The 12,471-nt window shown below is 44.7% G+C and carries 12 protein-coding genes and 1 tRNA gene; 8 read left to right on the top strand and 5 right to left on the bottom strand.

What is annotated here, in order from left to right:
* Nucleotides 1-1,215, top strand: a 1,215-nt coding sequence (locus IE070_RS14390; RefSeq protein ID WP_189483900.1) for a formylglycine-generating enzyme family protein, incomplete at its 5' end; no start/stop codon positions are given.
* Nucleotides 1,216-2,256: 1,041 nt separating this feature from the next.
* Here IE070_RS14390 and IE070_RS14395 read toward each other — a convergent pair.
* The 3 genes from IE070_RS14395 to IE070_RS14405 form a co-directional block, all read right to left on the bottom strand.
* A tRNA-Val gene (locus tag IE070_RS14395) sits at nucleotides 2,257-2,333 on the bottom strand.
* A 103-nt stretch (nucleotides 2,334-2,436) separates the two neighbouring features.
* Complete coding sequence (locus tag IE070_RS14400) at nucleotides 2,437-3,456, bottom strand: DUF3080 family protein (RefSeq protein WP_189483901.1); 1,020 nt, start codon at nucleotides 3,454-3,456, stop codon at nucleotides 2,437-2,439.
* On the bottom strand, nucleotides 3,428-4,801 hold the full coding sequence (locus IE070_RS14405; protein WP_189483902.1) for an MATE family efflux transporter: 1,374 nt from the start codon (nucleotides 4,799-4,801) through the stop codon (nucleotides 3,428-3,430). The genes IE070_RS14400 and IE070_RS14405 overlap by 29 nt, the downstream gene beginning before the upstream one ends.
* A 63-nt stretch (nucleotides 4,802-4,864) precedes the next feature.
* Here IE070_RS14405 and IE070_RS14410 point away from each other — a divergent pair, with 63 nt between their 5' ends.
* Nucleotides 4,865-5,482: a riboflavin synthase subunit alpha gene (locus tag IE070_RS14410; RefSeq protein ID WP_189483903.1), complete on the top strand. Its 618-nt coding sequence runs from the start codon at nucleotides 4,865-4,867 to the stop codon at nucleotides 5,480-5,482.
* Between the two features lie 104 nt (nucleotides 5,483-5,586).
* Here IE070_RS14410 and IE070_RS14415 read toward each other — a convergent pair whose 3' ends face one another.
* Together IE070_RS14415 and IE070_RS14420 are read right to left on the bottom strand one after the other, a co-directional pair.
* The gene (locus IE070_RS14415; protein WP_189483904.1) at nucleotides 5,587-5,787 is read right to left on the bottom strand and encodes a CPXCG motif-containing cysteine-rich protein; all 201 of its coding nucleotides are present in this window, start codon (nucleotides 5,785-5,787) and stop codon (nucleotides 5,587-5,589) included.
* A gap of 37 nt (nucleotides 5,788-5,824) precedes the next feature.
* Nucleotides 5,825-6,577 (bottom strand): pteridine reductase, encoded by a 753-nt coding sequence (locus IE070_RS14420; protein ID WP_189483905.1) that lies wholly within the window; start codon nucleotides 6,575-6,577, stop codon nucleotides 5,825-5,827.
* 538 nt (nucleotides 6,578-7,115) lie between these two features.
* Between IE070_RS14420 and IE070_RS14430 the strand changes: the two genes are divergently transcribed.
* The 6 genes from IE070_RS14430 to rplT all read left to right on the top strand — a co-directional run bounded on the left by IE070_RS14430 (nucleotide 7,116) and on the right by rplT (nucleotide 12,450).
* Nucleotides 7,116-8,609, top strand: coding sequence for a methyl-accepting chemotaxis protein (locus IE070_RS14430; protein WP_189483907.1), 1,494 nt, complete (start codon nucleotides 7,116-7,118; stop codon nucleotides 8,607-8,609).
* Nucleotides 8,610-8,623: 14 nt separating this feature from the next.
* The gene (locus tag IE070_RS14435) at nucleotides 8,624-9,130 is read left to right on the top strand and encodes a DUF6436 domain-containing protein (protein WP_229797082.1); all 507 of its coding nucleotides are present in this window, start codon (nucleotides 8,624-8,626) and stop codon (nucleotides 9,128-9,130) included.
* A gap of 165 nt (nucleotides 9,131-9,295) precedes the next feature.
* Nucleotides 9,296-11,212 carry a threonine--tRNA ligase gene (thrS, locus tag IE070_RS14440; RefSeq protein WP_189483908.1) on the top strand — a complete coding sequence of 639 codons (1,917 nt, stop codon included), beginning with the start codon at nucleotides 9,296-9,298 and terminating at the stop codon, nucleotides 11,210-11,212.
* Nucleotides 11,213-11,244: 32 nt separating this feature from the next.
* Nucleotides 11,245-11,787 carry a translation initiation factor IF-3 gene (infC, locus tag IE070_RS14445; protein WP_229797087.1) on the top strand — a complete coding sequence of 181 codons (543 nt, stop codon included), beginning with the start codon at nucleotides 11,245-11,247 and terminating at the stop codon, nucleotides 11,785-11,787.
* A 91-nt stretch (nucleotides 11,788-11,878) separates the two neighbouring features.
* Nucleotides 11,879-12,076: a 50S ribosomal protein L35 gene (gene rpmI / locus IE070_RS14450; RefSeq protein ID WP_189433221.1), complete on the top strand. Its 198-nt coding sequence runs from the start codon at nucleotides 11,879-11,881 to the stop codon at nucleotides 12,074-12,076.
* Nucleotides 12,077-12,093: 17 nt separating this feature from the next.
* Nucleotides 12,094-12,450 carry a 50S ribosomal protein L20 gene (gene rplT, locus IE070_RS14455; RefSeq protein WP_189483909.1) on the top strand — a complete coding sequence of 119 codons (357 nt, stop codon included), beginning with the start codon at nucleotides 12,094-12,096 and terminating at the stop codon, nucleotides 12,448-12,450.
* Nucleotides 12,451-12,471 lie beyond the last annotated feature (21 nt).

Here is a 12,471-nt window from a genome sequence, read left to right on the forward strand (position 1 = left end):
CTAACCACCATCGATCAGTGTTTAGCCTTTAAAGTCAGTGAGCGGCCGCAGACTATGCAACAGGTGAAACAGCGGCTGATGCCAAACAGCCTGGGACAGGCTGCTACGGCGCAGCCCCAATATCAGCTGTATTCAGAACCGCAACCCCCATCCCAACCAGCAACCCAAACAGCGACACGCCAGCTTTGGCCGGTAAAATGGCTAGCTACCTCTGCGGTGTTGCTACTGCTGGCAGTGGGTAGCTGGCAGTTTTTACAATATCGCGCTGAACAAATGCACTTAGCGCAACAGGATCATCAAGCGTGGCAATTGGCGAGCGCTGACCACACCGAGCAAAGTTATCAGCTTTATCTGAGCACACAGCCGCAAGGGCAGTATCGCCTTAACGCCCAAACACAGTTGGAAGTATTGCAGGCAGAAGCTGCGCAACTACAGTTGTTGGTGCAGCAGCAACAGGCAGAAGCAGCGGCGCATGATCAAGCACAGGCCAAGCAGGTTGAACGTGTATTAGGTAAGTTGGTGGCTATTCCGGCTGGCAGTTTTATGATGGGTTGCGATGAGATCACGCCAGAAAGAATGTGTTATGACACTGAGAAGCCATCTCGCCAAGTTGAGATTGATGCTTTTAAGCTAATGGAAACCGAAGTTACCTTTGCTATGTGGGATGCCTGCGTATCTGAGGGAGGTTGCAAAAAAAAACCTGCCGACGATAGCTGGGGCAGGGGCACCAGGCCGGTTATAAATGTGAGTTTTAATGACATAACACAGCAGTTTATTCCCTGGGTAAATAACATCACCGGTCTTACATTTCGCTTACCGAGTGAGGCTGAATGGGAATATGCCGCGAGAGCCGGCCTCTCAGTAAAAGATGCCAATGCGCAGTATAATTGTGAAACTGCTCACATCGGCCAGCCCTACAGTTGCAAGGGTGATGTGTTTAAAACCTTGCCGGTAAAATCATACCAAGCTAATACTTTCGGTTTGTTTGACATGATAGGGAATGTAGGGGAATTAGTTGCAGACTGTCACCGGGATAATTATAACGATGCACCTACTGATGGCAGTATTAAAGTTTATAAAAACTGCAACACCCGGGTTTGGCGTGGCGGTAGTTTTGGCGCTCCTTTAAATGACAGCCATGTGTCTATAAGGGGCTGGCAGGAGCCTTTTAAGGGTAGTTATGGTTTGGGCTTTCGATTGGCACTTAGTCAGTAGTGTTTGAGGCTGTCCTGCATTAAGGTTGAGTTGACAACACCTAGCGTGTCATTGGCTGGGCGTAGCCAATTAGCTTTAACAGTACAACGTTGTACTGGCGATCCCATATAATCAGCACATAGCGTTGTTGCGGTCGGTCATTTATGTTCCGTGGTTGTGGTTTTGGTGCTCCCTTGCAAGATAAGCTTGTTGTTTTACGCGGTTAGCAGGAAGCTTATATGCGAAGTTTTGCATTAGGTTTTCTCTTGATAATTGATAATCAGTAATTTCATGTAGTCACTTTTAAAATGTCGTTGACAAGTGATATGCCGCTGGATAATTAATTTATTTAACTTTGAACAATGGTTATCGTTAAGAGAGTAAATTATGCATAATGTATTTTTTGCTTCTTTAGCATAAATTTCTTCGTCCGGCTGTGAAACCTTAAATGAAGCTGCTTGGTATGACAAAACCTACTTATTAAACACCCAAGGAAGAAATAGGTATTCGTTAGATACATTATTATTTGTCATGTTGAGCGCCTTATTATGCATTTTAACTATACTAATCCATTGAAACCAAAAATAGACCAACACCCCAAACCAAAACAATGGCTTTAAATAAAGCATTAATTTAACGCGCCGTTCAATAAAAGTTTTCTTGGGAAAGTAACAAAAATCCCACATAAGCAAATTAACTTTATGATGCTAATGTGTGCATTTAGCCCCAATGTCCCCCAAAACTCATTCGCAAATTCCGGATTTAACTTTCCATATATAGATAAGACAATACCTACAATGGCCAGAATGATTATTAAATTAAGACCTAGATTATTACTTTTCATGACTTAAGGTTTTGGTCACCGAAATGGTGTCTACCTGTTTAAGAGAATTAATATAGGGGTCAAAAAAACATAATAGTCAGCATAGTATTTTTTAGTCGTGGTCACCTTATGGTCACCGATGGAAAAAACGCGAAGAAAAGCACTAATCAGAAAGTGAGTTTGGAATTGATTTCTTGGAATAAAAAGATATCTTACAAGGATTTGAAGATAAGAGAATTTGGTGCGTCCTAGTGGACTCGAACCACCGACCCCCACCATGTCAAGGTGGTGCTCTAACCAGCTGAGCTAAGGACGCACACTAAATGTTGTGGCTTATGCCTGACAACGGCGGCTATGTTATTGTGCTATGGTGTTGTTGGCAAGTGTTTTTCAGTAAGTTAAATGTGTTTGCCTGAAATTTAGCCGGTAAGGCCAATAGCACATTGCGAATTTAGCTGCTGATACCAACCAACATGCGCTAGCAGCAGGCGTTGTAACTGCTCAGCTTGGATTCCGAAGCGCTGTTCTAACACCGGTAGCATCGCAGTATCATGGTAAAGCTCGGCGATTAATGGCCAGCTTTGTTGTTGATACCGCATCAGTTCGGCTAGGTAAGCTTGGATCTCGCCAATAAAAAATTTGCGAAAAACGGTACTTAGAATGGTGAGTTGCTCAGTTTGGTTACTGCGGGCGCACAGGCTTGCGGGATCAAGTGATAATAACGCTGGATTCACCGCGTCAAACCAGCTGCTGGTGTAGCGCAGGCTGAATTGTAAACGCGATAAAAAGTCATATTGATAAAGCGTCGCCAAGGCCTGCTCAGGATCAATAGTGCTTGCCGTTGCCCAGTCTTGCGCTGCAATGGCTTGTTGTAAGTTTAGCAGTTGCTTGAGGGCTGATATGCTTTCGTTAAACCCATTGGTATCGTTTGGCGCTAACATAGTATCGCTACTGTGCCAACGTCGGCGCAATGTATCATCAGTTAGCAGCATATTGCGCCAAGCCGTTGTGATGCTTTGTTGCTTTTCACTGTAAAAGGCATCAAGTTGGCCTTGCAAGGGCGCATCCCAGCTTTTCGTTAAACAGCGCTGCATCACGTTAAGCACCTTTACTTCGTAGTGAAGGCGTTTACTCGCACTCAATACCTTGCCCATGCTGCTGTTGCGCTCAGCAATCAATTGATCGAGGCCACATTGCCGCGTAGCAAAGGCATCGAGTAAATCCATGCGAAGATCAGGTAGCGATTCGGCTAGGCTGTTTTTTGTAGGAAGAGGCGCAGCATCAACTAAAGTTACCTTTGTGGTGTCTAGTTCTAAAACCCGGTCTAGGCGCTGCTGGTAATCCTGTAATTGTGCTTTGCCCGGCTGTTCAGAACAACCACCAAGCGCTATCCCTAAAACTAACAGCCAACTAGTTTGCCGCAACCTGAAGATGTTCATGCTCCATCCTGTTAAGTTGTTTGCGCAGCACGACTGCCAGAGCAAGTGCCGCAACTGTTAACCCTACGATAATGCCAATCCAAAAACCATGCGCACCCATAGGTTCAACTACCCAATCTGTTAGTCCTAATACGGCACCTAAACCAAAACCGATTGGCCAATACGAAATAAGCGTAATAAAAAATACGGGTTTGGTTATTTTCATGCCGCGTAAGGCACAGGCTGCCACCACTTGTACGGCATCTGAAAATTGGTAAATAGCCGCCAGTATAAGCAGTGAGCTTGCGAGGGCAACAACAGCTGCATCTGTAGTGTATAAGGTAGCCACTTGATGGCGAAACAATAGGGTAAAGATCACGGTGGCAATTGACATTACCATTGACAGAATAATCACTGTACTGATGGATTTTTTCAGCGCTTGGATATTATTTTCACCCACTAGATGGCCAACTCGGATGGTTGCTGCTAGGCCCAGCGACAGCGGTAACATAAAGACAATCGCGCTGTAATTATGCGCAATTTGATGGCCGGCAACCATAATAGGGCCAAGGTGCACGATCACCAATGGTATACAGGCAAACAAGGTGACTTCAAAGAATATGGAGCAGGCTATCGGTGTACCAATTCGAATAATCTGCCATTGATCTTGCAAGCTTAGCCATAAGGTTTTCGGCCATTGCCGGTAAGGCCGGGTACTACGGCTACACCAACCATACACTAACATGGCGATGAACATGGCAACAAACACCAAACTGGTGGCAATGCCGCAGCCTGCACCGCCTAATGCGGGCATACCGAGTTTGCCGTAGATAAACACATAGTTAGCGGGGATATTCACTAAGATGCCGACAAAGGCAATCCACATACTGGCTTTGGTATTGCCTAAGCCTTCAAAGAGATTGCGCATGACCATATAGCCTGCTGCGGGAAATAAGCCAAAGCTAACATAGTATAAATATTGTAGCGTAGTGTCGCGTAATGCCGGTTCCATATTAAGTTTTGCCAGAGGAATATCGGCAAATAACATGACAACAAATAAAACACCGGCCAATAACAAACCCAAATAGAGGCCTTGCAACGTAAAATGACTGACATGCTGGGTTTGTTTACTGCCAAAAAACTGAGCAATAATGGGAGTAAGTGCCAACAACAACCCCTGCATGGTTAACACGACGGGTAACCATAAGCCTGACGCAACCGCAATGGCAGCCATATCCATTGCACTGTAACGGCCCGCCATTACCGTATCAACAAAATACATTAAGGTTTGGGTTAACTGGGCTAATACAATCGGGCCCGACAGTTTTAAAATGGTTCTGGCTTCAAAGCGTGAAAAGGGTAACATAGTGGCCGTTTTTGATTTGAGACGCGAATTAATAGGCGCGCAATTTAACACATTTGAGGTTTTATGTTTACTGGAATAGTGCAAAGCACCGCGACAATTCAGCACATTAACGATTTACCCGGCTTGAGACGATTAACGGTGCAAGTGGCCCCGCAGCATCTACAGCAGTTGCAACGTGGCGCCAGTATCGCTATTAATGGTGCTTGTTTAACGGCGACCGATTTTGACAGTGACGCGGGCTGGGTGTGTTTTGATGTAATTGCTGAAACCTTGGCCAAAACCAATTTAGGTTTACTGCAACAGGGCAGTAAAGTGAATTTAGAGCGCTCATTACGGTTTGGTGATGAATTGGGTGGGCATATTGTGTCTGGTCATATTCAAACCACCGCAGAATTAGTCGCTATTTTTCAAGATGCCCAAAACTGTCATTTACAGTTGAAGATGGATCCTTCGCTGTTACCTTATATTCAACCTAAAGGGTTTGTGGCAGTTGAAGGCTGTAGCTTAACGGTTGGCGACGTGACAGCCGATGGTTTTAGCTTATATTTGATCCCAGAAACCTTGGCAATTACCACACTGGGCAGCAAAGTAGTGGGTGATAAGCTTAATATTGAACTGGATCAGCAAACAGTGACCATTATTCGCACAGTAGAGCGGGTATTAGCCCAGCGTTTTGCCTAACTTCGCATATTACTAATACAGCAAATGAGCTCGGTGCGGGGGGTTCCCCGCAAATCGCTTTGACATAATGCCTTAATAGAACAGTTTTAAGGCGATGCTATGTCTTAATAATATTGCTCGTCGTCGGCATCAACAAAGATTTGTACCCGATGCTGCAGATCATCTTTGTGCACACGAATGTGCATGGGATTACAGCAATTGCTGCAATCTTCAATATAATCTTGATCTTCTTCGCTTGCTTCAATGCAAATGTCCGTGGGATAACCACAAAATGGGCAACTTACTGTTTGGAAAATGGGTTTCATGTTGCGCTCCTTTACCATCGCTCAACGTGGATCATCTTTAGGCTTTGTTTGCACCGCCTAAACTTCGGCCGCCATCAATGGCGACAATTTGGCCCGTGACATAAGGGGCTTGTGCTAAGTACAGCATAGCATTTGCTATATCATCTGGATCACCTAATCGCTGCATCGGGATTTGTGCCAGTACCGCAGCTTTGTCAGTGTCTGCTAACGTTTGTGTCGGCCATAAGATAGCGCCGGGTGCGATACCGTTAACGCGAATTGCGGGTGCGAGTTCGCGCGCAAGGGCTTTAGTCATCATTAACAACGCGGCTTTCGCCATACAGTAAATACTGTGATCTGCTAGAGGTTTCTCGGCATGGATATCAACCATGTTAATAATGCAGCCCTGATACTCTGCCAGCATGGGAGCTAAGGCTTTGCTCAGAAAATAAGGCGCTTTAACATTCGATCCAAACAAATCATCCCAAGCAGTTAGGCTAGCATTGTGCAGCGGTGTAGGATAAAAACTGGATGCATTATTGATCAAAAGATCAAGGCGCTTAAAACACGCCAAAGCCGCCTCTGCCAACGCTGCAACAGCTTGATCATCAGTGAGATCGGCGTGCACAACGGCAGCGCTATGGGCAATTTGTTGGTTCAGTTGTTCTGCCAATTGCGTCGCAGCAGGCAAAGAGCGATTAGCATGAATTATTACGCGGTACCCTTGCTGGTGCAGGCGCAGGATCATTTGGCGGCCTAAACGCAACGCACTACCGGTGACTAAAGCGACTGGCGCGTGAGAAAGTGTCATAAAGTTCCTTTACCGAAATAGTGGCTGAAGCTGTTTTTGTGCTGATAGCGTATAGTTTGCTTGAAACCGCTTAGCTGCATGTAGACTATGATAAAGATTATACAAAGCTCTGCGTACCTTAGAGCGATTATCTAATCGATAATAGTTAAATAAAATTGTTGAACAAACATAGTTAAATAAACTGAAATGGTGATTACTACCCTAAACGGTCGATAGCATAAAACTCGTCAATTACCATGCGCTTGGTTAGGGTGTAAAACCTCGTGTTCTAAATGTTGATTTGAAACAACAAAAAGCTAACAGAGCAACTTTTTAAACACGTTCTTTCCTTAAAACGGGAATACCTAACTCACCACTGATATGCTCTGCTATAATTTGAAGCATAACTTGCACCCTAAATTTGACCTTACATGATGCATGTCTGAAATAGGCTCTTTTACCTGCTTGAAATATCACTTTTTTAAACGACATTACATTTTAGCTACTAGAATATATACGTGACATCCGTTTTTAAAATTTAGCTCGCCTAGGAGTACTCATGCAAGCAATCACCCTACGATTTAGACAGCAAGCTTTTACCATAATGACTGTGGTTAACACATTATTGTTTTTGATAGCGTTAACCTTAGCTGCTATCTATGGCAGCTGGTTCGCGGCATTGGTCATTGGTTTACCTAGTGTCATCATTCCACTCTTATTATACCGGATGCTTGGAGATCATTTGCTGGCCCGGATCAGCTTTGGTGTTAGCTTTATGTTTTTCGCCGCATTGCATATCCATCAATCCAATGGTTTAACAGAGATCCATTTCGGTATTTTTGTGCTCTTAGCCATTCTATTTGCTTTCAGAGATCAATGGGTCATTATTACCGCTGCGGTCGTTATTGCTGTGCATCATTTATTGTTTATGTGGCTGCAACAACAAGATGCTGGCGTCTATTTACTCCCCGCTAGCCAAAATACTTTTTCTATTGTCATGATTCATGCTGTGTACGTCGTCGTAGAGGCGGTCGTATTAGTGTTAATGTGCCGTGCAGCGTTAAGAGAAGCGATGGTAGGGCAAGCACTTTTCGATGCCACTGATGAGTTGTTAGGTAGCACAGGTGCAATTCACCTAGATAAACGTGCTGTCGCGCTGGATTCTAAAGTGATCACGGGTTTTAATCGGGTTTTTGATTCGCTGCAGCAGACGATTGTTACAATTAATCACTCCGCTAAAGAGCTTCATCAGCAATCAGAAACGATGTTAGGCGATGGCAAAAACTTATCCTCTGGTATGCATGCTAAATTAAAAGAGGTGGAGCGTATTGCTGCGGCTACCGAACAAATGTCATACAGCATTGCAGATTTGCAAAAACTGTCACAGCAAGTAGCAAGTTATGCTGTAGCGGCTGAGCAATCAGCTATATCAGGTCAAAGTGTGGTTAGTGCGACTATTCAATCGGTGCGCACTCTAGCAACACAACTGCACCAGACGGGGAATAAAGTGCAAGACATGGCTTTAGCTAGTGCGGATATTCGTAAAGTGCTGGACGTAATTCAAGCCATCGCTGAACAAACGAATTTATTAGCATTAAATGCGGCTATTGAAGCGGCTCGGGCAGGGGAGCAAGGACGTGGATTTGCGGTAGTGGCGGATGAAGTAAGAACCTTAGCTTCGCGCACACAGAGTTCTACTGTTGAAATAAAACAGATTATTGAACGGTTAGTGACTAACAGTCTTGACTCAGTGGCGGTAGTAAAAACCAGTAGTGCTCAGTTAGCTGATACACAGCAGCATGCCGAACAAAGTGATGTTTTATTAGCGGCTATTCTCAAGCAGGCACGATTAGTAGCTGAATCTGCCCACACCATGAGTAATGCTATTGAGCAACAGAATGCTGCCAGCGCCGAAGTTGCTGTAAGTGCCCAGCAGTTAAAAAATATGACAGAGCAACAGAATCAGCAAAGTGATGCGGTGCTTCACGCTGCGACTCGCTTAGATAAGCTGTCAGCGACGTTAAATGCGGAAACACAAAAATTTATCGTTTAACACCGCGTTGGCGATTGAACGCGGCCTTAGTGCTGTTTTTTAGCTGGCTGCTGTTGGGCAGCCTGTTACTATTTCGTTTTGGTTTTGCCTTTTACGGCACCTTTGACGAAGAGCAGCGTTGGCACACTGCCACCCCCAGCGTAACCTTAGCGCAGTTAGCGATACCGGTTACTGCAGGCTGGCAGGTAGTACATGTTTTAGATTCTCACTGCGGTTGTTCACGTTTTGCTAAAGAGCATGCCGCTATGTTTACTTCGCAATATGCATTAGCTGAACAACAACAAAGCTATCGTACAGCACAAGAGCTTGCAGCAGTGGGGTTTATTATACCGGCGGTACCAGCGGTATTGCTGTTTGATCAAGGCATTTTAATTTACGCTGGCCCTTATGCCAGCGGCCCCCTATGTTCTACTCAGCAAAGCTTTTTGCACAGTCTTATTTCGCGCCAAACCCAGTTAGAAGGGCTCTGGTTAAATGGTGAAAGCAAAGCGTGCCGTTGTCTAGTAACACCTACCAGTTAGTGTTACCATAACATGGCGTATTACCTATTGTTATGCGCTTCAGCATTCAACGTTCTGCAGATGACTTTTCGTGTAAGCCATTAACTGCACAGCAAGAGGCTGAATTTTTCCTCTTAATTAAACAAGTGACCCTTGGTTTGGGCCACCACTGTATAAGGATTTATCATGCCAGTTATTACTCTGCCAGACGGCAGCCAGCGCGCTTTTGACCATGCTGTTTCCATTTTAGATGTTGCCAAAGATATCGGCCCAGGCTTAGCGAAAGCGACTATTGCCGGTAAGGTGAATGGCGAGCTAGTTGATGCCTGTGAACTGATAGAACAGGACGCAACCTTAAGTATCGTTACCAGCAAAGATGCGGAAGGCTTAGAGATTTTACGCCATTCTTGTGCCCACTTATTAGGTCACGCTATTAAACAATTATGGCCTAATGTGAAAATGGCGATAGGCCCAGTGATCGACAATGGGTTTTACTACGATGTTGATTTAGACCGCCCCATCAGTACAGACGATTTAGCTGTATTGGAAGCGCGGATGCTGGAACTGGCAAAAACTGAATACGACGTTATTAAGAAAAAGGTGAGCTGGCAAGATGCTTGGGACACCTTTAACGCCCGCGGCGAAAACTATAAGCAAGAGATACTAGAGCAAAATATTCCACGCGATAGTTTCCCTGCCTTGTATCACCATGAAGAATACACTGATATGTGCCGCGGCCCGCATGTGCCAAATATGCGTTTCTGCCAGCACTTTAAAATAATGAAAGTGGCCGGCGCTTATTGGCGCGGCGACTCAAAAAACAAAATGCTGCAGCGTATTTATGGTACCGCTTGGGCTGATAAAAAACAGTTAGCCGGATATTTACTGCAGTTAGAAGAAGCCGAAAAACGCGATCACCGGAAAATTGGTAAGGCGTTAGGTTTATTTCATTGGCAGGAAGAAGCGCCGGGTATGGTGTTTTGGCACAATGATGGCTGGACCATTTTCCGTGAATTAGAAACGTTTGTTCGTGAAAAACTGGGCGAGTACGATTACGACGAGGTGAAAGGCCCATTAATGATGGACCGCGTGCTGTGGGAAAAATCGGGTCACTGGGAAAAGTATGCCGACAATATGTTCACGACTCAGTCTGAGCATCGCGAATACGCCATTAAGCCAATGAACTGCCCAGGCCATGTGCAAATCTTTAACCAAGGTTTAAAGTCTTACCGCGATTTACCGCTTCGTATGGCGGAGTTTGGTTGTTGTCATCGTAATGAGCCATCAGGTGGTTTACATGGCTTGATGCGGGTGCGGGGATTTACCCAAGACGATGCGCATATTTTCTGTACCGAAGATCAAGTACTGGCTGAAGTAACAAAGTGTATCAAAATGGTGTTTGATACTTACAGTACCTTTGGTTTTAAAGATATTAAAGTGAAGTTGTCGACACGCCCTGCACAGCGGATTGGTTCTGATGAAATTTGGGATCGGGCTGAACAAGGTTTAATCGATGCGTTAAAGGCTAATGAAATTGCCTATGAATTGCAGCCAGGCGAAGGCGCTTTCTATGGGCCTAAAATTGAATTTACCTTACATGATTGTTTAAATCGTGCTTGGCAATGTGGTACCGTGCAACTCGACTTTGCCTTACCTGGTCGTTTAGGTGCCAGCTATGTTGCAGAAAGTGGCGATAAGCAGGTGCCGGTAATGATTCACCGCGCAATTTTGGGATCGCTCGAGCGTTTTATCGGTATTTTGATCGAAGAATATGCAGGCTTTTTCCCGACGTGGTTAGCACCGACTCAGGTCGTGGTAATGAATATTACCGATAATCAGTCCGAATATGTGCAAGATTTAGTAAAAACTTTCAAATCTCACGGAATTAGAGCAATAAGTGACTTGAGAAATGAGAAGATAGGCTTTAAAATTCGCGAGCACACGCTTAAGCGTATTCCGTACCTGATTGTGGTCGGAGATAAAGAAGTTGAAGCAGGTGATATCGCAGTCAGAACTCGCAAAGCTGAGGATCTGGGTAAGATGTCAACTGCTGCTTTTGTAGAAAAGCTAACAACAGAAATCAAAAACCGGGTATCGGCTTAAGCGAATTAGATAATTTTTCGGAGGAACATACTATTAAAGTAGGAAAGAAAACATTACCGGCCAACCGTCCTAATAGGATAAATGAAGAAATTAATCTACCTGAGGTACGATTAATTGGTATGGAAGGTGAACAGCTGGGTGTCGTGTCTACGGCAGAAGCAATTCGGTTAGCGGAAGAAGCGAGTGCTGATTTAGTTGAAATTAGCCCTACAGCGGAACCACCAGTTTGTAAGTTGATGGACTACGGTAAGTTCCTGTTTGAAAAGAGCAAAGCTCTTAAAGAGCAGAAGAAGAAGCAAAAACAGATCCAGATTAAGGAAATAAAATTCCGGCCTGGAACTGATGAAGGCGATTACCAGGTAAAACTACGCAACCTGCGTCGCTTCATTGAAGAGGGTGACAAAGCTAAAGTAACACTACGTTATCGTGGTCGTGAAATGGCGCATCAGGAAATCGGTATTGAGATGTTGACTCGAATTAAAGAGGATCTGTCTGATATCGCCATCTGCGAATCTTTCCCTAACCGGGTAGAGGGTCGTCAGATGATTATGATGCTGGCCCCAAATAAGAAGTAATAAGCGCCTACAAGTGTAATAAACGGCGGCTTGCTGCCGTTTTTTAACGCCTTATTATTCGTTGTAACTTAACAATGCGAGTTTAAATACTATGCCTAAGATGAAAACCAATAAAGGTGCCGCGAAGCGTTTTAAAAAGACTGCTTCTGGTAACTTTAAACGTAAGCAATCACACCTTCGCCATATTCTGACGAAGAAGTCTTCTAAGCGTAAGCGTCAGTTAGGTCCAAAAACCTTAGTCGCTAAAGTGGATATTGCCGGCTTAGTCCGTTGCATGCCGTACGCATAAGTCATTAGGAGACAGAAATGCCAAGAGTTAAACGTGGTGTCACGGCGCACGCGCGCCACAAGAAGGTTTTAAAACAGGCTAAAGGTTACTACGGTGCCCGCAGTCGTGTTTACCGGGTTGCTTTCCAAGCCGTTATTAAAGCCGGCCAATATGCTTACCGTGACCGTCGTCAGCGTAAGCGTCAGTTCCGTCAACTGTGGATCGCGCGTATTAACGCTGCATCACGGATGAACGGTTTATCTTACAGCCGTTTAATTGCAGGTCTGAAAAAGGCTTCAATTGAAATCGACCGTAAGATCCTGGCTGACATCGCTGTATATGACAAAGCTGCTTTTACTGCTATCGTAGCAAAAGCAAAAGAAGCTTTAGTTTAATACCGTAATGCCATAAAAAAA

Origin of the sequence: Alishewanella tabrizica (genome assembly GCF_014652375.1) — a bacterium.
GTDB classification, from domain to species: Bacteria; Pseudomonadota; Gammaproteobacteria; order Enterobacterales; family Alteromonadaceae; genus Alishewanella; species Alishewanella tabrizica.

Coding starts and splice junctions, on each gene's coding strand:
- IE070_RS14400 (WP_189483901.1), bottom strand. CDS start 3,456: ATGAACATCTTCAGGTTGCGGCAAACTAGTTGGCTGTTAGTTTTAGGG.
- IE070_RS14415 (WP_189483904.1), bottom strand. CDS start 5,787: ATGAAACCCATTTTCCAAACAGTAAGTTGCCCATTTTGTGGTTATCCC.
- rpmI (WP_189433221.1), top strand. CDS start 11,879: ATGCCTAAGATGAAAACCAATAAAGGTGCCGCGAAGCGTTTTAAAAAG.
- IE070_RS14420 (WP_189483905.1), bottom strand. CDS start 6,577: ATGACACTTTCTCACGCGCCAGTCGCTTTAGTCACCGGTAGTGCGTTG.
- IE070_RS14405 (WP_189483902.1), bottom strand. CDS start 4,801: ATGTTACCCTTTTCACGCTTTGAAGCCAGAACCATTTTAAAACTGTCG.
- IE070_RS14410 (WP_189483903.1), top strand. CDS start 4,865: ATGTTTACTGGAATAGTGCAAAGCACCGCGACAATTCAGCACATTAAC.
- IE070_RS14430 (WP_189483907.1), top strand. CDS start 7,116: ATGCAAGCAATCACCCTACGATTTAGACAGCAAGCTTTTACCATAATG.
- thrS (WP_189483908.1), top strand. CDS start 9,296: ATGCCAGTTATTACTCTGCCAGACGGCAGCCAGCGCGCTTTTGACCAT.
- rplT (WP_189483909.1), top strand. CDS start 12,094: ATGCCAAGAGTTAAACGTGGTGTCACGGCGCACGCGCGCCACAAGAAG.